The 20,249-nt window shown below is 57.7% G+C and carries 25 protein-coding genes; 5 read left to right on the forward strand and 20 right to left on the reverse strand.

Features of this window, described 5'->3' with window-relative positions:
• Window positions 1-39: 39 nt before the first annotated feature.
• The 4 genes from QWU00_RS05775 to QWU00_RS05790 are packed head-to-tail and all read right to left on the reverse strand — an operon-like array spanning window position 40 to window position 1,686.
• On the reverse strand, window positions 40-792 hold the full coding sequence (locus tag QWU00_RS05775; protein ID WP_035382348.1) for a hypothetical protein: 753 nt from the start codon (window positions 790-792) through the stop codon (window positions 40-42).
• 23 nt (window positions 793-815) lie between these two features.
• On the reverse strand, window positions 816-1,001 hold the full coding sequence (locus QWU00_RS05780) for a hypothetical protein (RefSeq protein WP_035382347.1): 186 nt from the start codon (window positions 999-1,001) through the stop codon (window positions 816-818).
• A complete protein-coding gene (locus QWU00_RS05785) occupies window positions 998-1,444 on the reverse strand; it encodes a hypothetical protein (protein WP_052051558.1) in 447 nt (148 codons plus the stop codon). The genes QWU00_RS05780 and QWU00_RS05785 overlap by 4 nt, the downstream gene beginning before the upstream one ends.
• Window positions 1,441-1,686: a hypothetical protein gene (locus QWU00_RS05790; RefSeq protein WP_035382346.1), complete on the reverse strand. Its 246-nt coding sequence runs from the start codon at window positions 1,684-1,686 to the stop codon at window positions 1,441-1,443. Before QWU00_RS05790 ends, QWU00_RS05785 begins: the two co-directional genes overlap by 4 nt.
• Before the next feature lie 144 nt (window positions 1,687-1,830).
• Here QWU00_RS05790 and QWU00_RS05795 point away from each other — a divergent pair, with 144 nt between their 5' ends.
• The 3 genes from QWU00_RS05795 (at window position 1,831) to QWU00_RS05805 (ending at window position 2,636) form a co-directional block, all read left to right on the forward strand.
• On the forward strand, window positions 1,831-2,067 hold the full coding sequence (locus QWU00_RS05795) for a helix-turn-helix domain-containing protein (RefSeq protein ID WP_369424470.1): 237 nt from the start codon (window positions 1,831-1,833) through the stop codon (window positions 2,065-2,067).
• On the forward strand, window positions 2,057-2,236 hold the full coding sequence (locus QWU00_RS05800) for a hypothetical protein (protein WP_035377189.1): 180 nt from the start codon (window positions 2,057-2,059) through the stop codon (window positions 2,234-2,236). The genes QWU00_RS05795 and QWU00_RS05800 overlap by 11 nt, the downstream gene beginning before the upstream one ends.
• Window positions 2,237-2,426: 190 nt before the next feature.
• Window positions 2,427-2,636: a hypothetical protein gene (locus QWU00_RS05805; RefSeq protein WP_035377187.1), complete on the forward strand. Its 210-nt coding sequence runs from the start codon at window positions 2,427-2,429 to the stop codon at window positions 2,634-2,636.
• 629 nt (window positions 2,637-3,265) lie between these two features.
• Here the strand turns inward: QWU00_RS05805 and QWU00_RS05810 are convergent.
• The 15 genes from QWU00_RS05810 to QWU00_RS05875 all read right to left on the reverse strand — a co-directional run bounded on the left by QWU00_RS05810 (window position 3,266) and on the right by QWU00_RS05875 (window position 15,376).
• Window positions 3,266-3,679: a DUF5615 family PIN-like protein gene (locus tag QWU00_RS05810; protein WP_035377185.1), complete on the reverse strand. Its 414-nt coding sequence runs from the start codon at window positions 3,677-3,679 to the stop codon at window positions 3,266-3,268.
• Window positions 3,676-4,362, reverse strand: coding sequence for a DUF433 domain-containing protein (locus QWU00_RS05815; RefSeq protein ID WP_035377340.1), 687 nt, complete (start codon window positions 4,360-4,362; stop codon window positions 3,676-3,678). The genes QWU00_RS05810 and QWU00_RS05815 overlap by 4 nt, the downstream gene beginning before the upstream one ends.
• A gap of 134 nt (window positions 4,363-4,496) precedes the next feature.
• The gene (locus QWU00_RS05820; RefSeq protein ID WP_316248915.1) at window positions 4,497-5,510 is read right to left on the reverse strand and encodes a tyrosine-type recombinase/integrase; all 1,014 of its coding nucleotides are present in this window, start codon (window positions 5,508-5,510) and stop codon (window positions 4,497-4,499) included.
• Window positions 5,479-5,808 carry an Arm DNA-binding domain-containing protein gene (locus tag QWU00_RS16840; RefSeq protein ID WP_316248916.1) on the reverse strand — a complete coding sequence of 110 codons (330 nt, stop codon included), beginning with the start codon at window positions 5,806-5,808 and terminating at the stop codon, window positions 5,479-5,481. The genes QWU00_RS05820 and QWU00_RS16840 overlap by 32 nt, the downstream gene beginning before the upstream one ends.
• A 984-nt stretch (window positions 5,809-6,792) precedes the next feature.
• Window positions 6,793-8,475 carry an ArnT family glycosyltransferase gene (locus QWU00_RS05825; protein ID WP_035377337.1) on the reverse strand — a complete coding sequence of 561 codons (1,683 nt, stop codon included), beginning with the start codon at window positions 8,473-8,475 and terminating at the stop codon, window positions 6,793-6,795.
• A complete protein-coding gene (locus QWU00_RS05830; RefSeq protein WP_006559158.1) occupies window positions 8,469-9,224 on the reverse strand; it encodes a glycosyltransferase family 2 protein in 756 nt (251 codons plus the stop codon). The genes QWU00_RS05825 and QWU00_RS05830 overlap by 7 nt, the downstream gene beginning before the upstream one ends.
• Window positions 9,225-9,251: 27 nt before the next feature.
• Window positions 9,252-9,746, reverse strand: coding sequence for a F0F1 ATP synthase subunit B (atpF, locus tag QWU00_RS05835; protein ID WP_035377347.1), 495 nt, complete (start codon window positions 9,744-9,746; stop codon window positions 9,252-9,254).
• 33 nt (window positions 9,747-9,779) lie between these two features.
• The gene (locus QWU00_RS05840) at window positions 9,780-10,370 is read right to left on the reverse strand and encodes a F0F1 ATP synthase subunit B family protein (protein WP_035377335.1); all 591 of its coding nucleotides are present in this window, start codon (window positions 10,368-10,370) and stop codon (window positions 9,780-9,782) included.
• 38 nt (window positions 10,371-10,408) lie between these two features.
• Entirely contained in the window at window positions 10,409-10,633 is a 225-nt protein-coding gene (locus QWU00_RS05845; protein ID WP_003624142.1) for an ATP synthase subunit C family protein, read from the reverse strand.
• A 52-nt stretch (window positions 10,634-10,685) separates the two neighbouring features.
• Entirely contained in the window at window positions 10,686-11,435 is a 750-nt protein-coding gene (locus QWU00_RS05850) for a F0F1 ATP synthase subunit A (protein WP_035377334.1), read from the reverse strand.
• A 55-nt stretch (window positions 11,436-11,490) separates the two neighbouring features.
• Window positions 11,491-11,790, reverse strand: a complete 300-nt coding sequence (locus QWU00_RS05855; RefSeq protein ID WP_006559154.1) for an AtpZ/AtpI family protein — start codon at window positions 11,788-11,790, stop codon at window positions 11,491-11,493.
• Between the two features lie 129 nt (window positions 11,791-11,919).
• A complete protein-coding gene (gene ftsY / locus QWU00_RS05860) occupies window positions 11,920-12,846 on the reverse strand; it encodes a signal recognition particle-docking protein FtsY (RefSeq protein WP_035377333.1) in 927 nt (308 codons plus the stop codon).
• A gap of 1 nt (window position 12,847) precedes the next feature.
• Window positions 12,848-14,092, reverse strand: a complete 1,245-nt coding sequence (gene mtaB, locus QWU00_RS05865) for a tRNA (N(6)-L-threonylcarbamoyladenosine(37)-C(2))-methylthiotransferase MtaB (RefSeq protein WP_035377331.1) — start codon at window positions 14,090-14,092, stop codon at window positions 12,848-12,850.
• Entirely contained in the window at window positions 14,089-14,901 is an 813-nt protein-coding gene (dapF, locus tag QWU00_RS05870; RefSeq protein ID WP_006559150.1) for a diaminopimelate epimerase, read from the reverse strand. Before dapF ends, mtaB begins: the two co-directional genes overlap by 4 nt.
• A gap of 73 nt (window positions 14,902-14,974) precedes the next feature.
• Complete coding sequence (locus tag QWU00_RS05875) at window positions 14,975-15,376, reverse strand: VOC family protein (RefSeq protein WP_035377345.1); 402 nt, start codon at window positions 15,374-15,376, stop codon at window positions 14,975-14,977.
• 155 nt (window positions 15,377-15,531) lie between these two features.
• Between QWU00_RS05875 and QWU00_RS05880 the strand changes: the two genes are divergently transcribed.
• Together QWU00_RS05880 and QWU00_RS05885 are read left to right on the forward strand one after the other, a co-directional pair.
• Window positions 15,532-17,463, forward strand: a complete 1,932-nt coding sequence (locus QWU00_RS05880; protein ID WP_035377328.1) for a hypothetical protein — start codon at window positions 15,532-15,534, stop codon at window positions 17,461-17,463.
• A 115-nt stretch (window positions 17,464-17,578) separates the two neighbouring features.
• On the forward strand, window positions 17,579-19,345 hold the full coding sequence (locus tag QWU00_RS05885; RefSeq protein WP_035377326.1) for a DEAD/DEAH box helicase: 1,767 nt from the start codon (window positions 17,579-17,581) through the stop codon (window positions 19,343-19,345).
• A gap of 85 nt (window positions 19,346-19,430) precedes the next feature.
• Here the strand turns inward: QWU00_RS05885 and QWU00_RS05890 are convergent, their stop codons facing one another.
• Window positions 19,431-20,231, reverse strand: a complete 801-nt coding sequence (locus QWU00_RS05890) for a hypothetical protein (RefSeq protein WP_052051117.1) — start codon at window positions 20,229-20,231, stop codon at window positions 19,431-19,433.
• Window positions 20,232-20,249: the final 18 nt, after the last annotated feature.

A 20,249-nucleotide genomic window follows, 5' to 3' on the forward strand; every position in this document is an offset into this window, starting at 1 on the left:
TTACGACAGATATGTCGTTCTATTGATTAAACGAACGCACTATTGGCGTCCTCTTTTCCGGATTGGTGCTTCTTTCAGTTTTTCAGTGACGATTCTTGCAACATTTGCAAGTTCAAACACCATCTTTTGGGTGTGGTTACCGTCAACACCCAGTTCATCCAGCTCTTCAGTGAGAGCCGTCATTCCTCGGATGATCTTGCTGTTTACGATCAAAGGATGAGGCCCTGCGCCCTTCCAGCCTTTACAAGGACCGGACTTCGGAGGATGAGGCCATAGCTCATGAATATCTGAATACCGAAGAGTCAGATAAACACGAGCATCTTTCCCATTCTCATCATATTTCCAGCCACCTTTACCAACACGTACAGGTGGATTTTGCATTATTTGCTCATATGTTTTCATGAGCATATCTCTTGCATGAGTGACAAAGAAACCGACCGCACCGATGTTGATTCCGGCATCCAAAAGATCGAGAGCAACGGCGCCCACAAAAACATGAGCTGGACTGAGAAGGTTATCTTCTCCTCTCTGCCCAGACCGCTCATTTTCTGGCAGCAGAGCATCCACCACTTGGAGCCGATCAAAATAGTTCTGAAATTTTGCCCTTGGCTGGCCGGCTCTATCGAAAGTAGCAGCATTTCGCTTGGTTTCCCACCATGCCCATACAGCCTGATACTTTTTGATATAACGTTTAAGCATGGTTGGAAGCCGCTCCGAATCGTCAGTAGGAGCATTAAGCAGCATCTCACTTTTAAGTTCAACACTTATGTTGAACTTTTCGGACGTGTCCATTTTTTAACCTGCCACATCACGCGCTAGAGACAACGCCAATCGGATTTCCGGATCGTCACCACAATCGTACCAGCGCAGACCAGCGCATCCAGCAACGCGGCATCCTGCCCTCCGGCCGGGCTGGACGAAGCGACAACAGGCACGGCAGCAGCCGTTGTGGCGAGAGATGCACCCAGAATGTTACGTTGGGGAATGGATGGCTCTCTCATATCTGAGCACCCCCGGTCAGATCACCCAAAAGGCTCATGACCAACTGGATTTCGACACTCTCAAATCTCAAATCGAAAGCGTCAAAGGACGGAGGAAGAATTTCCTGTAAGATCGAAGCCTTTGCCTGCTGACCACGTCGTGACCCGGCTGGCGTATCGACTAACTGCTCTAATATCTCCCACTGCCGATGACATGCTTCTTCCAATGCGGCTTCATGTCGCTTCTGGTGTGGTGTGCCAAAGGTATATGGCGGAGCCTCATCAAGAGTTTTGATATGGTTTTGCAACTGCCAGAACTCCGCACAGAGCGCCAGCATGGTAGCATCCTCACTGGAGGGGGCAGCAGACGCCATGACGGGCAGAGCGGCGGCTGTAACGGCCAGCACGGAGGCGAGAGCACCACGGCGTGACAGGCCGGGGCTGTGTGGTGTGGTCTGGCTCATCGCGCGACCTCCGCACCATGAACCGCAGAAGCTACCAGCACAGCATGAGGAAGGGTGTGGTGGCGTGTGTGACCTGCCATCCCTCCGGAGGGGCTATGCAGGTGTTCAGGGTGCAGGAAGCCAGCCAGAGCCAGCAGAGAAAGGCCAGCCGCAGCAAAGGCGGCCAGAGCATCGCCATGAAGGCGAGCAAGAGTGAGCACTGCCCAGCATGTGCCGGGCATGGTATAGGCGCGTTCAGCCATTACCGTCTCCTAGTGCGAGCGGTTGTGGTTAGGCCAAGTGTGGGAGGGTCCAAGCTCCCCATTTGGCCGCAAATTGCATTGCCCTATTATCCGAACATAGTTACGATAAATCTGCAATGAAAAAATCGTATCAGGGTTCGGATTTTGTTAGCTGTTCAATGTAAAATGGCCCGTGCAGCTATCGGCTGGGGAGTGCGTGATCTAGCAAAAGAGGCTGGCGTTTCACCTGATACTATCGCCCGTCTTGAAAGAGGCGAGGAACTGAAAGCCAGCACGATAGAAGCCATTCGTTCCGCCTTAGAAGCTGCTGGGGTTCAGTTTATTCCTGAAAATGGTGGTGGGGTTGGGGTTAGGTTGAAAGGAGAGAAACATGACAAGTGATTATGAGGTTAAAAAAGATGGTGAAGTGATCGGCTGGTATTCCGTCAAAAAAGGTATGATTACAGTAACCAGTAAGAAAACAGGCCAGTCAGCCACCACGCATGCTTCTGGTGGAGGAGCTAATCAAGGTCTGGCTTACATGATGCTGCAAGAGCCATGGGCAAACTGAGGCAGCCGGTTTTCTGCTTTCAGTTATCAAGGAATGCTTGATAACTGGCAGGGATTCGCGGAAGGCCATATTTGGCGTTTGGCAGCTTTCTTCCATTACTCAGACACGAGGAGAGAGCAGGCGTCCAGTTCATCCCGGAAAACGGCGGAGGGGCTGGGGTCCGGTTGCGGAAGGATAGTGCGTAATAACCATGGTTTATCACTGGTCCATAATGGTCATATTGACCACCATGCTTGCTGGCTGTGCGCAACAGTTTCACCATCGGTCTGCTGATACGCCTGCCTGCATGAACTACCGCTCCATGATGACCGCCCCTATGCCGCCAGAAGCCATGCTGAGACTACAGAAGCAGTGCGAGGTCTCCATGCAGGCAACAACAGCTACACCCCGAAGAGACTGAAGGCGGTCATGGTGTTACGAACTGTCATCCGGCAAGGACGGAAGAAGGAAACTGCCGAATGAGAGTGCTGGCTGTATGTACCTTTGCCCTGTTCGCTATTGCCTTCCTACTGGTCGCTGTAATCATCACACTGGCCCCGGAACCCTCCGGCGGCTGCACACTCGGTATCTGCTTCTGAATTGTCCAGAGCCATAGTCTAGAGTCTTAGCTGTAAAAATAACGGCGCAAACGTGCCAGCCAACTTGTGCAGCCCTAACGCTACGAACGCCGCCCATCCCCAGAGAGCCAGCCAGAAACGGCCATATCCGCTATCTTGACCACAGCCAGGCACACCAGAAAGCCTATGGCCGTCAGGCCCACAATATCCATCATCACGCCGTCCTTCCCTTAATCCCACACCTACAGCGATTGGCGGCTGAGGCGGTTTCAAGCGCATAGCTGACAGGTCATGAGTGCAGAGGAAACACAGGGCTACCGATTTTCCGGTAGTTTCTGGAACTGTGCAATTCTGCATAGTTTCCAATTCCGCACAGGCCCCTCTCAACGGAGGGCTGGTCTCAAAAAGTATTCAGTTTTTCTTGAAATGGACGGAGGGACTAAAGAAACCTATCTGCCCAATATCTGATCCTTCACGCCCGCCACCGTTTCAACACACCAACAGAGCTGGACCAGGGCAATTCCAGGAACGAACCCCGGTCTGCTCCCTCCGCACAGCGCACGATGGTTGGCCACCACCAGACCAGCATACGCGCACGCTCTAGAATATCCGGCTGCTGGTTCCATGCCTTCATGCCGATAACTACCACTGCCCCTGTATCCCGTATGGCAGCCACTTCATGACGCCGCTTGGACATAGCCTTGTCAGCAGTTATCAGGACAACCTTGCTGACAGGATTGGCAAGGATATGGAGCAGATCCACGTCCTTTGTGCCTGCCAGACCAAGGTGCCGCACAGAAACCGCCTCATGCCCATCCATGGCCGCAAGCGGTTCCAATACCCGCGCTAGAACCGGCGGGTGGTTTTCATCCAGGATAAACTTCAAGCCGCCAGTCGCTTGTGCATCCGGAGCTCAAACTCCGCTGCCTGTTCCACCGCTTCCACAGGAACTTCCCACAGCGCAGCCACCCGCTCCACGTTACCGCCCTCAGCTCGGAGGGCATCAGCCAGGATCTCGGTAGGCACGCCAGTCTCATTATCAATCGGCCGACCAAACCGGCGCTGAGGATCCAGAACAATACGCGGCTGGTCAGCACTCGGCCGCCACAGATTCGCAACGCCCTCCGCCCCGTCAAAGGTGACAGATTTACGGAAGCTCCGCTCAAGAACCTGAAGCATGGCTCCATTGCCGTCTGTCAGATCCACAAGCCGCCGGTCCCCGGTTGCTTCAGCCGTCTCCATCCAAATTGCCTTGCCGTCCGTATGGAAACGCCGCACCGCAAAAGGATGATCTGTTTTGAGAACACGGCGAGCTGTATCCTGCATGCTCCGGATGGATTGCAGGCTTACACCCTGGCCCCGCAGCTCTGTCAGGAACAAGACTTCAATCAGGTTAATGAAGCTGAGCGCGTCCTGCCCATCCTCGGCCGCAAGCTCCGGTATGAGCACCGGCTCAGATCCGTTCCCATACACCCAAGAACGCAGACGTGCAGAAGGCACCTTCAGCAACCGCGCTGCTTCAGGGACGGTATAAACGCCTCTGCCTAAAATGTTGCTTCCGTCTGGCATGGTATCCTTTGTGGAGGCAGCCGAAGGGCCGAGAAAGCCCTATCTAACCGCCTTAACCAACAGTGGGTATGGTTTTGTATAGATCACGGACCGATTGGCCCTGGCAAGAAAAACGAATCCAGATTGCGCTCAGTTTACCGCCGTAATGGCACCACGTTACTGGCAGGTGGTTCGATTCCTCCTTCTTTCACCACCTTCAGCACGTAAGCTGCCCAGGCATCCAACGCCGCCGCACGTTCCGCCAGGTAATCATGGCGCTGATAGATGGCCGCCACACCTTTGATGGCACCCTCAACGTGGTTCAACACCTTATCCGCTATATGGTGCCCAACGCCCAGCCGCGCCATGACGGTGGTACCAGTGCGCCGAAGGTCATGAAACCGCCAGTCCTGTTCCGGCAGGGCGGAGGGCTTTTTTCCGGCGCTCTCGGCTGCCTGCGCCGCCATCACCTCACCCACTCGCTTCTTGGCCTTGGAAAAGCCGGAAACCGGGCTTCTGCCATTACTGGTGAAGACATATGGAGACGCCATACCTGTATCAGGATCTGGCACCGGCTGAAGATCCGCAAGGATCTGCTGGGCTGGGGCTGACAGATGAACAATATGCCCCTTACTGTTCTTCACCCTTCCACCAGGGAGAGTCCACGTGCTCCGGTCTGGTGAGATTTCTGCCCACCTCATACCGGCCACCTCGTTCCGCCGCTGAAGTGTGAGCAGTAACAACCGGACGAACGGCCCAAATGGATAAGGCATGGATCCCGCAGCGTTCCAGACTGCTGCTATCTCAGCATCAGTCAGAACGTGCTCTCTTGACGTTTCCCGGCCCTCCATCACCACATCAGAGAAGGGATTGCCAGGAACAAGGTTCCGCTTTTCCGCCCAACCGAACATGGACCGGCCGCAGGCGTGCAACCGCCGCGCCATAACAGGATAACGCAGCGTCACATCATCCAGGTGCGCTTGCATCTCCATGGTAGTGAGCGAACGGGCCGGACGATCCAGCAGCCCGGCGAAACTGGACCGCAGGCTTGCCGGGGCATCCTTACGGTAAGACGCGCTGCTATCCCGGAGGGCACCATCCTGCCATCGAGTAATAAGGACGCCCAACGTGAGGGCATCAGCCGCCGCCTGCGCCGTTTGGCGCTCCATTTCCGCCGCTGCGGCCAGCGCGTGAGCCTTTTTTTTCCCCGGCTGGATCCCGCCCTAACAAATAAAGCCCGCGAGCTTCCTCAGCCATTTTCCGCGCTTGGGCAGGGGTCAGATCTCCATACGGGCCCAGGACCATCCGCCTGACCCGGCCTGCAAACCGATACTGGAACAGGAAAACCTTGGATCCGCGCTCCGTCACCCGCAGGCCGAAGCCTTTCACCTCATCATCCATGAACATGGCGTCCCGCTTACCCGGCGGGCAGGTGAGACGGTCTATTTCCCGCTTTGTCAGCTTCATCTGATGCCCCGATTACACCAGTTACACCTTGAAAAAGGCTAGGTGTAACTGGCCTTAGAGGAAAAAACCCAATGAAATCAATATAATATATATGTGTGTTACACCTATTACACCTTTACACCTCTTATTGTGTAATCCCCGCTCCTTTTCTGGCCCTTCCAGCCATACCTAGAGCACATCATGCCATTCTCCGGACTCTCTCCGGACTCATTTGAAAGAGTAATACAGGCATTTAGATGCATCTCCTTGCGCCATCACCTCCAGCACCAAGCACTCTAGGCCTTTGTTATTGCGTCCCTTTGCGTTTCCTTGCGTCTAAACGACATATCAGACCACATGTTTCGTAATGATGGGGCTGGTGGTTCGAATCCGCCAGCGGGCACCATGTTTTCTTTCCCCACGCTCAAAGTGTAAAACTGTATTCTTCGCCTCACTGGGCATGCTTTTGCATGCGCCTAACGAAGACACCTCTGCCGCACCTCACGCCTCTGGTCATCACTGGTCCAACGCGGCTATCGGGACACCGGGGGACGACCGGCATGAAAATCTCCGCCCCCCGCATGAGGCCGTGCAGCCCAGATGAAGCTTTTACGGAAAAACACCGCAGAGAGAGCCCCGCTCTATTCCGCTTGTGAGACAATCTGGAGGGCACTGAAAAACCCCTATTTCGCATTTTCGAGTTATCGCAATATCAAGGGGTTCCGATTTTCATATGAACACAACAGAAGGTTTTTAGGACCCTCCACCTTGCTCTTTCTCAAACCCAATGCCTTTCATGTTTCAGCAAGAAAGGCCGGTCGGCGGCAGCGCCCCCATGATTCAGTCATGTCACAATCATAAGACATTGATATTGCTCGTGACAGAAACGTGCGGATAGGCTTTCAAACGCTCGACCTCACACCACGCAGCAGTGAAGCGGCATGAGACCACACTAAAACAGACGTATATCAGGCTGAAACGTCGTAGCTTTTGCCACGAGGATTTTTATGGAGCGGACAGGTTGTAGAGACTGATGGTCAGGTGATGACCATTGGAATAGTTCAGACCGGATACCGCCCCATGAGACACAACTGCGCCCTGTGCATCACCCAAAGCTGCCATAAAGGCTGCGCGATCACGTTCATCAACCAGAGCGACCGTGCAGGCCCGATTGGCCAGCATCATGGTGGCAGCCTGTTGGGCCCCCACAAGTTTGACCTTGCCGCCAAGCAGAAACACCAGACTGGGCTCGGAGAAGGAAACAGACGCCACATCCGTTGTGGGGCACGGTTGATATTGATGCACCAGACTGGTCAGCCGCGGTGCCAGCCAGATGCTGTGCAACCGGGGCACAACAACCAGAAACAACCCCGTATAGAGCAGCAACGCGCAGACCGCGCTGGTCAGCAGGGCCTTCCGCAACTCAGACCGCCAGATCAGCACAGCGGAAAGACCCACCAGCGGCAGGCAGCCACCGGCCAGCACCAGAGCAGCCGGGGATAGGGTATGTTCAAGTGTCCAGAGCAGAATTGGCCCGGCGACGGAAAGCGCCACGCCCACCAGCACCCATGCACCACCATAAACCGCCAGCAACACACGGCCCCACAGCACCTTGGGCCAGCCTGTCCAGACTGATGCGCCGCGCGTCAGCATACCCGCTGTCAGAATGGCGATGGCGGGATAGGTTGGCAGCACATAGTGGGGCAGTTTAGTGGCAATAGCTTCAAACACCAGCCAATGCGGCACAATCCAACATAACAGATAACGGACTGTGCTGAGATGGCGGTTCTGCCAGATGGCGGGCAATACCGCCGCCACAAAGAAAGATCCCGGCCAGAAGGCAATAAGGAAAACCAGCAGGTGATACCCCGGCGGCAAGCCGTGGGCCTGCTGACCAGAAGAAACCTTGCCCAGAAAATTGGTGCCCACTGCATTACGGAAAAACTCGCCGTGGCTCACCACACCAATAGCCACACACCACGGCAACAGCAGAGCCAGAGAGATCAGCCACCCCCACGAGGGACGCAGACGCCGCCACAAACTCAGGTTCCGCTCCACCCAAGCCAGAGCAAGCGGCGTGCCCAGCGAGGGAATAAGAATAACCGGGCCTTTGAGCATCAGCCCGCAGCCGATAGCCGCCCAGAACAGAACAGAGGTCTGCCAAGGCGTCGGACGCTGGCTTTCACGATCACAGAAGGCACGCAGCAGGGCTGTCTGGGCCAACAGAACCGTGAGCAGCAGGCAGGAATCAATGGTGCCCATGCGGTTTTCGGCCGTCACCAGCACCGATGTCATGAGCAGGACCGCCGCCCCTACCCCAGCGGGCGCGCCGAACAGTACGGACCCCATCCAAGCGGTCAGCACCACGGAGGCTGTCATGGCCAGAAGTGAGGGGACCCGATACGGCCACACCGCACGATCATGCAGGGTGCCAGAGGCCGCTACCGCCGCAGCCTCCAACCAATAGATGCCTGCGGGCTGGAGGTAGCGCGGCTTGTCCTGAAAACGGACGTCAACAAAGTTGCCGCTTTCCAGCATTTGCGCCGTCGCTTCCATATAGCGCGGCTCATCACGGTCAAACGGGGGAGTAGAGGCACGCCCGGGCAGAAAAATCAGAAACGCGAACAGACCCAGCAGCGCCAGCGCCCGCCCCGAAAGGCGTTGAGCGCCCGAGCGAAATGTCAGCATTCACGAACCGATTTTGGTAATCTGGTACGGTTGCGCAGCCATATCACACCCAGCAGATCACGGATGCCGACAAGGGCGCGGTTGAAATTGGTATATTTGGACTGGCCATGCAGCCGGGGCCGATGCGTGACCGGATGGCACACCAACGGCACACCGTAAGACCCGAACAGCGCCGGAAGAAACCGATGCAAACCTTCAAACTGGGGCAGACGCAGAAAAGCATCACGCTGAAACAGCTTGATAGGAGCCCCGGTATCCGGGCAATCATCCCGCAGAAGACGACGGCGCAGGCCGTTGGCGAAGCGGGTCGCGAACCGGCGGGACCAACCATCCTTCCGGCGGGTTCTCACCCCCACTACCAGAGGCGGCGTGCCGTTGGCGGAACGGGCCAACCGCAACAGGGCTTCCAGTTCACGCGGATCATCCTGCCCATCCCCATCAATGGTGGCGATCCATTCCCCCCGCGCGGCAGTAATGCCTGTGCGCAGGGCAGCGGATTTTCCACACCGATGGTCATGAGACAACACACGCAGATTGGGCAGACAGTCCGCGCGCATGCGTTGAAGAACGGCAACCGTGTCATCACGGCTTCCATCATCAACAAACACAATTTCTGAGGGAGGAAGGCTCTGGCAGGCTTCCGCCAGTTCCTTGCACACAAAAGGCAGGTTATCGCGTTCATCAAGAACAGCGATAACAATGCTCAAAACCGGGGCTGCATCACCCCGGAAAGAAGAAGGCGCGTTCAAACCTGATCAATCAGCACGGGGCTGAACTCAGGCCGCCTGGCGCGCCAGAGCGGCCGGCAGATTTTCAATGGCCTGATCGACCAGTGTTTCAGCCTTCTGTGCATCAAGAGACTGGCTGATAACGCTACGGCTAGCTTCAACCGCAACATCAATAGCAGCCTGACGCACTTCTTTAACAGCTTCCCGCTCAACGGCGGCAATGCGGTCACGTGCCATCTGTTCATGGCGTTTCACAGCTTCTTCAGCTTCAGCACGGGCTTTTTCTGCCGCATCGGCTGCATGCTTACGAGACTGTTCAACAACCGTTCTGGCTTCAACCAGAGCCTGCTCACGCTCACGCGTGGCATCTTCCAGCATCTGCTCGGCTTCACGCCGCAGACGGGCAGCTTCATCCAGTTCTTCACGGATCCGGGCAGCACGGCTGTCAAGAATCGCCGTGATAGGCGCCCACAGCTTACGACCGAAAAAGACAAAGAAGAGAACGAAGGAAACGGCGAACCAGAAACCGGCTTCGTGAAAAATGCCATTCATGATGAATATTCCTCTCGAAGCTGGTCAGAGCGTCCGGTGCGCGGAAGCACCTTCAACCTTCTGTGCCACCAAAGCGGCATCGGCAGCGGAACCGGTCAGGCGGGTTACAAGCGCCTGGGTGGTATCAGCCGCGATATCCTTCAGTGCAGCAAAAGCCCGCACCTTTTCGGCAGCAACACGCTGTTCCGCATCAGAAATTTCTGATGCAAGGCGTGCATTGATTTCTTGCATTTTCTGCTCGGAGGCACGCTGTTCTTCATCCAGCGCCTTCTGCAGATTGGCCTGTGCTTCAGCCAGAGCATCCTTACGGGCCTGCTGAAGTTCGGCAACTGCCTTGTCCGCATCCTGTTTGGCGGCGCGCGCAACTTCGAGATCACTCGAAATACGTGTGCTCCGGTCTTCCAGAACGCGACCCACGCGGGGCAGCATAACCCGGCTGAGCACCAGGTAAAAACCCAGAAAGATCACCGCACCCCAGATTACCTGACCGGTAACCAGGGGATTGTGAAAATCAAGCTGAGGCATCCCTGCGGCGTAGGCACCAGGTGCCGCCATGGCCAGAAGAGACACGCCGGATACCGCAGCGAGCAAACCGGCACGAACAGTCTTCATCATGACACCCACAGGAACTTCTCCCTTTTTCCTGCCGTTTATCAGACGAAGAGGATCAGGAACGCGATCAGCAGAGCAAACAGCGCAATAGCTTCTGTCAGCGCGAAGCCCAGCATGCCCAGACCGAACACGTGCGGGCGAGATGCGGGGTTACGAGCAATGCTGCTCACCAGCGTTGAAAAGATGTTGCCGAGGCCGATACCAACGCCGGCGAGGGCGATCACGGCGATACCTGCACCGATTTCCCGGGCTGCAGCGATGTCCATATCAGTCACTTCCTTGTTTCAAGTACAGTTCAAACGAAACGGGCAAAGCAGCTCAGTGAGCCACGGCCTCCCGCAGGTAGATGCACGTCAGGATGGCAAACACATAGGCCTGCAGCACACCAACAAGCAACTCAAGAGCCACCAGCGCCATGTTAATGGCAATGGGCCCGATCGCAAACACGTCACCCACCACGCCAAAACCGGCGAGCATGATGACAAAGCTTGCGAAAATATCAAACATGACATGCCCGGCGACCATGTTGGCAAACAGTCGGATGGACAGGCTCACGGGGCGAGAGAGAAAGGACAGGATTTCAATCGGGATCAGCAGCGGCGCGAGCGCCATGCTGGCACCAGCCGGCATGAAGTGCGCAAAGAAGCGGAAACCCTGCACCTTGAGGGACACAATCACCGTCAGCACAAAAACCATCAGCGCCAACCCGAGGGTTACGGCAATGTGGCTGGTGAAGGTGAAGGAGAAAGGCAGCAGGCCGATATAGTTCCCGGCCAGAATGAAGAAGAACAGCGTGAAGATGAACGGGAAGAAGGCAGCACCTTCAGGCCCGATTGTATCAACCGCCATGTTCCGGATAAATTCGTAGCAGACTTCCGCTGCGGCCTGAAAACGGCCAGGCACCACGGCAGCCGGACGCATGCCGAAATACAGGAACGCCAGAACCAGGCAAACCGCCAGAAGCATGTAAAGGGGAGACTGACTGAAGCGCAGTGCCTCACCAAGCCCGCCAAGAACGGGACGAAGCTCGAACTGACCAAGTACGTCGATACCGGAACCGCCCGCCAAAACCGTTCTCCTACTCCACTGCGTCCGGACTGCGCCGGACTTTCAGCCTTCTGTTTCAGGCCTGGGGTGGTTTGACCAGCCGCCAGACATTCAGCACTCCTGCGCTCCCGCCCAGCAGCGCGAAGAAAATCAGGAATATGGCACGGGTATGGAACCAACGGTCCAGCCCCCAACCAATAGCAACCCCTACAATCAGGGCGGAGATCATTTCCGTCCCTGCGCGCAGGGCCAACGCGGGAAGGGATTGTTCATCCCGTTCAGCCGCAGTGGCTTTTTCGTCTTTTTCATTCAGCCCGGACCGGCGTTCCGCCGCTTCAAGCCGCTTGGCAAAAGACTCGTCGCTTTCTTCACCCATTCTTCGCACCTCCAGAGGGGTGCAGGCGCTTGCTAACGGGGCAGCTATTGCCTGTCAAGGAAGCATCACCAGCACTCACGGGAAAATCCATCACTTCGTGCAAAAAAGCGGCATTTCTGACACTTTTTTTCAGGCCTCCGGCAGCCCGACCAGTCCTCTTGCATAATCCTGCGCGGAAAACGGGCGCAGATCCTCCGCCTGCTCCCCTACTCCCACGGCATGCACGGGCAGGCCAAAACTATCTGCCAGCGCCACCACAATGCCACCACGGGCCGACCCATCCAGTTTGGTGACAACAAGGCCCGTCACGTTCACCAGTTCACGGAACACGCGCACCTGTTCCATGGCGTTCTGGCCCGTTGTGGCATCCAGAACCAGCAGAACCGTGTGGGGCGCTGTTTCATCAAACTTGCGCATAACGCGGATAACTTTGGCAAGTTCCTCCATCAGCGCGCCTTTGTTGTGCAACCGCCCTGCCGTATCAATAAACAGCAGATCGGCCCCCTCGGCCTTGCCGCGCTTCAGGGCTTCAAACGCCAGCCCCGCCGCATCACAATTTGGTGGCCCTGCAATAACGGGACAGCCCGTGCGCTCCCCCCATACCTGCAACTGCTCAACAGCGGCGGCGCGGAAGGTGTCTCCGGCCACCATCATCACTTTTTTTCCTTCCTGGGTAAAAAAGCGGGCCATTTTGCCAATGGTGGTGGTTTTGCCGGTGCCATTTACGCCTACCACCAGCACAACATGCGGTTTGTGGGCCGGGTCTGGTTCAAAAGGAACAGCTACAGGCTCCAGAATCTGGGCAATTTCCTCAGCAAGGGCAGAGCGAATCTCTTCATCCGTCACTTCTGTGCCAAAGCGTGAACTGCGGAAGGATTCAATAATCCGCTCCGCCACGTTCGGCCCCAGATCAGCCGTAATCAGCAGTTCTTCCAGTTCCTCCAGCGCTTCTTCATCAAGCTTGCGCTTGGTGAAAACCGAGGTAAGCCCCCCGCCCAGCTTCTGCGTAGAGCGGGAAAGCCCCTGCTTGAGGCGTGAAAAAAAACCTAGCGCCATCTCAAACCCTTTCCGCCAGCAGGCCGGTTTCATCCACCGTGGTGGCCCGCAGGCTGATAATCTCGCCAACCTCTGCTTCGCCCTGTGCCAGACGCACCGGGGCAAACTGCTCGCTGTGGCCGGATGTGGGCGTTTCCATCAACACCCGCAATTCCTGCCCGACAAGCCTCTCAAAATACCGCTGAGCCGATTCTGCCCCTACCGCGCGCAGTTGCGCGGCGCGGGCCTTGCGTTCGGGCACGGGCACAGCCCGCATCCGCGCAGCCGGTGTGCCGGGGCGCTCGCTATAGGGGAACACATGCAGATACGGCACGCCCTGCTGCGCCAGAAACGCGCGTGTTTCCTCAAACAGGGCGGCATTTTCCGTCGGGAATCCGGCAATCACGTCCGCGCCTATCCCAATATCCGGGCGCAGGGCGCGAGCGCGGGCAATCACCCTGGCCGCGTCTTCCGCCAGATGCCGCCGCTTCATGCGCTTGAGGATCAGGTCCGAACCCGCCTGCAAGGACAGGTGCAGATACGGCATGAAGCGGGGTTCATGCTCCAGCAGTCGCCAGATATCCTCGTCAATTTCCACCGGGTCCACGGAGGACAGGCGCAGGCGCTCAAGCTGCGGCACGAGCGCCAGCACCCGGCGGCACAACTGCCCCAGGGAAGGTGTACCCGGAAGGTCTCCCCCCCAGCTTGTCATGTCCACGCCCGTCAACACCACTTCGCGGTAGCCCGATTCGACCAGCGCGCGCACCTGCTCCACAACCACACCCACCGGGGCGGAACGGGACGGCCCACGCCCGAAGGGAATGATGCAGAACGTGCACCGATGGTCACACCCCTGCTGCACCTGCACAAAAGCGCGCGTGCGCCCGGAAAATTCCGTAACCAGATGAGCAGCGGTTTCCTTGGCGGCCATGATGTCCGACACCGCGCGGGCCTCGTTCATGGCAGCGGGAGACCAGCTTTCGGCCTTCAGCTTTTCCTCGTTCCCCAGAACGCGGGTCACGCCCGGCAGCCCGGCCCAGCGGTCCGGGTCAATCTGGGCGGCACATCCTGTCACGACGATGCGGGCGTTTGGCTTGTCCCGATGGGCACGCCGAATGGCTTGGCGCGCCTGCCGCTCCGCCTCGCCTGTCACGGCGCAGGTGTTGACAATGATCACATCATCCAGCGCGGCAGCATGCTCACGCATGACCTCGCTTTCCCACGTGTTCAGGCGGCAGCCGAACGTCAGAATTTCAGGTTGGGTCATGAGGGATAGGCGGCGAGGTCCACCGTCCCTTCAAACGCTGTGGTGGCGGAGCCTGTCATGAGCACATGGTTGTTGGCGGCCCATTCAATGCGCAGAAGGCCGCCATCCAGTTCCACTTCACACACGCGCTCCACCAAGCCGCGACGCACGGCGTTCACCACGGCGGCACACGCTCCGGAGCCGCAGGCTTCTGTCACGCCTGCGCCGCGTTCATGCACTTTCAGGCGCATGCGGGACGGCCCCTGAATAACGGCAAACCCGATATTGGCACGGTCTGGAAAGAGCGGGTCATGCTCAAGCGCGGAACCCTGGCTGAGCATCGAAAAATCATCCACAAAAAACGTTGCGTGAGGGTTACCCATAGATAGGGCCGCAGGATGCCCCGCCAAGGGCAGGCTGAGTGTTTCCATCGCTTCGGCCAGCGGCACCTGCTGCCAGTCCGTGCGGGGTTGCCCCATATCCACAGTCACCAGACCATCTTCCGCAATGCTGGCGGGCAGACGCCCGGCACGGGTTTGCAGAACGGGTGTGCGGTTTCCTGTCTCCCGCCAGATCAGATCAGCCACACAGCGGGAGGCATTGCCACACGCTCCAGCCTCTGATCCATCCGGGTTGAAGAAACGCACGAACACATCCGCCCCTTCCGCACAGGCAGGGCGCAGCGTGACCAACTGGTCACACCCGATCCCCCGGCGGCGATGCGCAAGCGCAGCAATCCGAACGGGGGTAAGCGGCAGATGGCCAGCACGTTCATCCAGAATGACAAAGTCATTCCCAAGGCCGTGCATCTTGTGGAAGGAGGTCAACATTCGCCGCCTTATAAGCGAGATTGGCCGCCAATGCCATTCCGTAAGGGAACGGCTGTCTTCTGGCCTGCTGGAATTACAGGAAACGCCCCGGCGCGCCCCGCTGAAGCACTTCTATCTTATAGCCATCCGGGTCTGTCAGGAAGAAAAACGTGCCGATCGTCTGGCCATTATTTTCAAGGGTCTTGATGGGCGTGATGGTAAATCCTGCCTCTTCCATCCGCGCATGTTCGGACGCCAGATCCTCCACGGACACGGCCAGATGGCCATAGCCGTCACCCAGTGCGTAGGCCTCCTTGCGGCCGTGGTTGATGGTCAGTTCCAGTTCAAACGTCTGTTCCGTATTTGCCAGATAGATCAACGTGAAACTGTCAAACACCACGCGGTCGGCAACCTTCAGGCCCAGTGCTTCCTCATAAAACGCAAGCGAGCGCGCTTCATCCAGAACGCGGAGCATGGAATGGATCATTTTTGCCACGATATTCATCCTTTTCAGCAGGAAATTCTGTAGATGTCATAATGCACGATCTGATCTTCCTGAAATTATTTTTTAAATGCTGTGCTCTTTACGGGGCGTTAGAAGAAATAAGGTCTGCTGAATAAATCACCCTTACCCGGATTATCTTGAACATTATGCTTTCACTCCGTTTTCTGTCGCCCACAACTTTGCGGCGCGTGCGTAATTGGCTGTTTGTCGGTACTGTTCTGGCATCCGGCACGGCTGTTGGTCCCTGGACCAGCCTGGCGCACGCAGCGGACGATGAAAGTGCCTCGCTTGATGCTCTGGAACGCCAGATGGCGCGTATTCAGGCCGAGCAGCGGGAATTGCAGAAAACCATGCTGAGCATGCAGAAGCAGATTGCCGCCCACCGCGCAGCGCTGACGCATGGCGGCAAGGCAGGCACCCCCACCACCAGCGGCCACCATGTGCTGACAGCCCGGAATGCAGCCACCGCCCCCGGCACGGAAAACACCCTCCACTCCGGCGAGCCTGAAACCGGCATCAGCTTTGGCGGAGACACCACCACCGCCATGGACACGCATGCAGGCCATGGCGTGCGCCATGCCAGCGATGGATCGATTCAGCCCGTGTTCTCAGGCGCGAACGAAAAGCCGGAAGTGGATGCCGTTATTGGCCACCGCGCGGAAGATATCATCTCCCGCATAGCGGAAAACGGCGTTGGCCCGCATGCGCGTGAAACCGCAGGCGCACAGGCGGCTGGTGCGCTGGGTGACCATGGCGTGTTCCATATGGGGCCTGTCACCCTGATTCTGGGTGGCTTTCTGGATGCCTCCACCGTGCTGGAAAACCGGCACATCGCCTCTGGCACGTTCAACTACTGGCAGGCCATGCCCTACCCGAACGAGTCCCGTTACCACACCAACAATTTTGAAGGCAGCGCCCGCTACAGCCGTATCTCGCTCATGGCGCGCGGGAACGTGGATGCCCACTCCACCATTTCCGGCTTCTATGAAATGGATTTTGGCGCCGGTGCGGACACCACGGATGCGTATGAAAGCAACAGCTACGCCTTCCGTATGCGCCAGCTTTATCTGGCGTATGATAACAGTGACCTCAATTTCCACTTTCTGGCCGGGCAGGCGTGGAGCATGCTCACGCCGGGCCGGATCGGGATTATCCCCCGTCAGGAAAGTCTGCCGGAAACCATCGAATCGTCCATGCTGGCGGGCCAGACATGGGCGCGGCAGCTTCAGTTCCGGTTCGTGAAGGATTTTCTCCAGCATCGCCTGTGGCTGGGGCTGTCCATCGAAAACTCCGCCACGCTGTATGACACAACCGGCTTCACGAACAACGCCGGGGCCGTCACGCTGCCCAATGGCAAGACAGCCACCATCAGCAGCAACGGCACGGGCCTGACCAATGACGCCCCGTTCTCCAACGAAATTGCGCCAGACGTTATTGCCAAGGTGGCGTGGGACCCATCATGGGGCCATTACGAAGCCGAAGGAATTCTGCATTTTCCGCATGATCGGGTGGCTTCTGTTGGCGAGGGCCGCAACCATACTGCCATTGCTGGCGGCGGCGGTGGCTCCATGGTGCTGCCGGTGGTGCCGCATAAGGTGGAAGTGCGTCTGGCAGGGCTGGCTGGCGTTGGTATTGGGCGCTACGGCTCGGTTCTGCTGCCTGACGCCACGCTGAAATCCACCGGGGAACCCGTGCCCATTCCCTCCGTGCAGGCCACAGGCGGCGTGATTGCCCACCCCAACCCGTTGATTGATGTGTATGGCTATTTTGGCTATCAGGCCGCTGGCCGCCGCTATTCCGGCTACGGCGATGGCGCGTATGGCTACGGCAACCCCAACTATTCCAACGCCGGGTGTGAGGTTGAATTGTCCACGCTGGGCTGCACCGCCAACACGCGCAGCGTGATGGAGGCGACCATTGGCGCGTGGTACCGTTTCTTCAAAGGAAAATACGGCACGGTTGAAGCTGGCGCCCAATTAGCCTATTCTCGCCGGGATGCTTGGAAGGGTCAGGGCGCCGCTCCTGATACCAGCATGAGTCAGATATTTCTGGACTTCCGCTACCTGCCGTTCCAGTAACACCACACGCTTGCAAAAAAGCGCTTAGGGCAAAAAGTTCTCCGACCAGGCTCTGGTCTTTCATGCGGGGAACCTTTATCCCCCCATCATTCTTGCTGCCTGGACCTAAAGACGTATGCCTTTTCAGAATGCCCCCGCCTCTCTTGCGAGCGCTCTTGCTGCTCGCGGGTACGATTCCGCAACCCCTGTTCAGGCCGCCGTTCTGGCGCCTGAGGCTGAAGAGCGGGACCTTCTTGTTTCAGCCCGCACCGGCTCCGGCAAAACCGTAGCGTTCGGGCTGGCCATGGCCAACACCCTGCTGGACGACAACGGACGTTGCCCGCCCGCCGGTGCGCCATTGGCCCTTGTGATTGCCCCCACCCGTGAACTTGCCCTGCAGGTGCGCAATGAACTGGAATGGCTGTATGGCCAGACCGGCGCGCGCATTGTGTCCTGCGTGGGCGGCATGGAACCCCGCAAGGAAGCCCGTGCGCTTTCTGCTGGCTGCCACATTGTGGTCGGCACGCCGGGCCGGTTGTGTGACCATCTCTCCCGCGGGCAGCTTGTGCTGTCCAACCTGCGCGTTGTGGTGCTGGATGAAGCGGATGAAATGCTGGATCTGGGCTTCCGTGATGAACTGGAAACCCTGCTGAAAGCCATGCCGGACACGCGGCGCACGCTGCTGTTTTCCGCCACCATCGCCCGTGATATCGCCTCTCTGGCCCGCCGTTATCAGAACGATGCCCTGCGCATTGATACCCAGACTGGCAGTGCCCCGCACACGGACATTTCCTACCGCGCTATCCTGACAGACCAGTCAGACATGGCCGGTGCGATTGTGAACGTGCTGCGCCTGATGGAGTCCCCCTCCGCCATTGTGTTCTGCCACACGCGTGAAGCCGTGCGGCAGTTGCAGGCCATTCTGACAGAACGCGGATTCTCTTCCGTCGCCATCTCGGGTGATCTGGGCCAGAACGAACGGAGCCGCGCCATTGAAAGCCTCCGCCACGGTCAGGCCCGTGTGTGCGTGGCAACAGACGTAGCCGCCCGTGGTATTGATATTCCGGATCTGGGTCTGGTGATCCACGCCAGCCTGCCGTCCAACCCGGCTACTCTGCTGCACCGCTCCGGCCGCACAGGCCGCGCGGGCCGCAAGGGAACCTGTGTGCTGCTGGTGCCGCCCGCCCGCCGCCGTCTGGCCGAACGCCTGCTTGAAGGCGCAAAGGTGGAAGCAGAATGGAGTGGCGCGCCCACACCGGAAGCCATTGCCACGGCAGATACGGAACGCCTGCTGGCTTCCTCCGCCCTCAACACGCCTGTGCCGGAAGCTGGTGACACCCGTGAGCTGATCAACAAGCTGACGGAAAGCCACGCACCAGAGCAGCTTGCCGCCGCTCTGATCTCCCTGTGGCAGAACAGCCTGCCTGCGCCTGTCAGCGTGCGGGTACTCTCCCCCGGTTCTGTCAAAAAGATGCCGCGTGAGAGAAGCCGTGATGGGGAAGAACGCGGTGAACGCAGCCGTGGCCCGCGTGAAGCAGGCTCCTGGTTCCGCCTCTCCGTTGGTCGGGAAGACCGCGCAGACCCCAAATGGCTGGTGCCCATGCTGTGCCGCCTTGGCGGTATCAAGAAGCAGGATATTGGTGCCATCCGTATCCAGCCGGACCACACGCTGGTGGAAATTGCACAGGACAAGGTCGAACGCTTCCAAGCCTGCGCCGCTGCGACAGACCCGGATGAAATCACGGTTGAGCCCGCAGCCGCACCCCGTCAGGGTGGTGGCTACAAAGGCAAACCCGGTGGTGGCGGTGGTGCCGGTGCTGGCAAGCGCCCGCCACGCAAAGGCGGCGGTGGTGCTGGCGGTCCGTTCAAAGGTCCCTCCAGCCGCAAGCGCAAGGAATTCTGACCCTGCGCATGCGCTCCGCCTGAGCAAACGTTATAAAAAAAGGCCCTTCCTTTTCAGGAGGGGCCTTTTTTAGTGAGCAAACCGCTTAGAGCTGCGGCAGGGTGGTGGCGTCTTTCAGGTCCGCGTTCAAACGATCTTTTTGCGCCTGCCACGCCTTACGGGAATTTTCCCCAGCACTATTCCACTTTTTTTCCGTATTGGTCAGCTTGTTCTGCCACTTCTGACGGGTGGCCTCATCTGCATTCTTCCACTTGTCCTGTGCATTCTTCTGTGCGTCCGTCAGCTTGTTCTGCCATTTCTGGCGGGTAGCCTCGTCCGCATTCTTCCACTTGTCCTGTGCATTCTTCTGTGCGTCCGTCAGCTTGTTCTGCCACTTCTGGCGAGTGGCCTCGTCCGCATTCTTCCACTTATCCTGCGCATTCTTCTGTGCGTCCGTCAGTTTGTTCTGCCATTTCTGGCGTGTTTCCTGACCGGCATTGTTCCATTTATCCCGCGCGTTCTGCTCGGTCTGCTTCAGGCTATCACGCTGGGCTTCCCATTTCTTGCGCGTTGCCTCATCAGCATTGTTCCAGCTATCGCGGGCATTTTTCTCCGTGTTTTTCAGGCTGTCACGCTGCGCCTGCAACTTCTGGCGGGTTTCCTCACTGGCGTTGTTCCAGTTGGTACGCGCCTGATTTTTGAGAGATTTGCCGCTGTTGTTCAGATCAGAAGAAAATTGGCGCGTATCATCCTTGACAGAATTCCGGATATTGCCCCACCCCTGTTTAAGCTGTTCCTGCGTACAGGTTCCTACTGTTGCACATGGATCAGCATATGCTGTGGAAACTGAGGCCAGTGCTGTTGCAAGAGGTAATCCCATAACGGCAATTTTTTGAATGAGACGCATTAATAATCCTTTCGTCTT

Origin of the sequence: Acetobacter tropicalis (assembly GCF_030644465.1) — a bacterium.
Classification (GTDB): Bacteria; Pseudomonadota; Alphaproteobacteria; order Acetobacterales; family Acetobacteraceae; genus Acetobacter; species Acetobacter tropicalis.

Bases quoted from the DNA above. Each gene is read 5' to 3' on its own strand.
- QWU00_RS05805 (WP_035377187.1), top strand. From the start codon at position 2,427: ATGGTTTATCACTGGTCCATAATGGTCATATTGACCACCATGCTTGCT.
- QWU00_RS05800 (WP_035377189.1), top strand. From the start codon at position 2,057: ATGACAAGTGATTATGAGGTTAAAAAAGATGGTGAAGTGATCGGCTGG.
- QWU00_RS16840 (WP_316248916.1), bottom strand. From the start codon at position 5,808: ATGAAGCTGACAAAGCGGGAAATAGACCGTCTCACCTGCCCGCCGGGT.
- QWU00_RS05885 (WP_035377326.1), top strand. From the start codon at position 17,579: ATGCCTTTTCAGAATGCCCCCGCCTCTCTTGCGAGCGCTCTTGCTGCT.
- mtaB (WP_035377331.1), bottom strand. From the start codon at position 14,092: ATGACCCAACCTGAAATTCTGACGTTCGGCTGCCGCCTGAACACGTGG.
- QWU00_RS05855 (WP_006559154.1), bottom strand. From the start codon at position 11,790: ATGGGTGAAGAAAGCGACGAGTCTTTTGCCAAGCGGCTTGAAGCGGCG.
- QWU00_RS05785 (WP_052051558.1), bottom strand. From the start codon at position 1,444: ATGAGCCAGACCACACCACACAGCCCCGGCCTGTCACGCCGTGGTGCT.
- QWU00_RS05790 (WP_035382346.1), bottom strand. From the start codon at position 1,686: ATGGCTGAACGCGCCTATACCATGCCCGGCACATGCTGGGCAGTGCTC.
- QWU00_RS05815 (WP_035377340.1), bottom strand. From the start codon at position 4,362: ATGCCAGACGGAAGCAACATTTTAGGCAGAGGCGTTTATACCGTCCCT.
- QWU00_RS05890 (WP_052051117.1), bottom strand. From the start codon at position 20,231: ATGCGTCTCATTCAAAAAATTGCCGTTATGGGATTACCTCTTGCAACA.
- QWU00_RS05880 (WP_035377328.1), top strand. From the start codon at position 15,532: ATGCTTTCACTCCGTTTTCTGTCGCCCACAACTTTGCGGCGCGTGCGT.
- QWU00_RS05825 (WP_035377337.1), bottom strand. From the start codon at position 8,475: ATGCTGACATTTCGCTCGGGCGCTCAACGCCTTTCGGGGCGGGCGCTG.
- ftsY (WP_035377333.1), bottom strand. From the start codon at position 12,846: ATGGCGCTAGGTTTTTTTTCACGCCTCAAGCAGGGGCTTTCCCGCTCT.
- QWU00_RS05780 (WP_035382347.1), bottom strand. From the start codon at position 1,001: ATGAGAGAGCCATCCATTCCCCAACGTAACATTCTGGGTGCATCTCTC.
- QWU00_RS05820 (WP_316248915.1), bottom strand. From the start codon at position 5,510: ATGGAGCGCCAAACGGCGCAGGCGGCGGCTGATGCCCTCACGTTGGGC.
- QWU00_RS05775 (WP_035382348.1), bottom strand. From the start codon at position 792: ATGGACACGTCCGAAAAGTTCAACATAAGTGTTGAACTTAAAAGTGAG.
- QWU00_RS05840 (WP_035377335.1), bottom strand. From the start codon at position 10,370: ATGATGAAGACTGTTCGTGCCGGTTTGCTCGCTGCGGTATCCGGCGTG.
- QWU00_RS05845 (WP_003624142.1), bottom strand. From the start codon at position 10,633: ATGGACATCGCTGCAGCCCGGGAAATCGGTGCAGGTATCGCCGTGATC.
- dapF (WP_006559150.1), bottom strand. From the start codon at position 14,901: ATGTTGACCTCCTTCCACAAGATGCACGGCCTTGGGAATGACTTTGTC.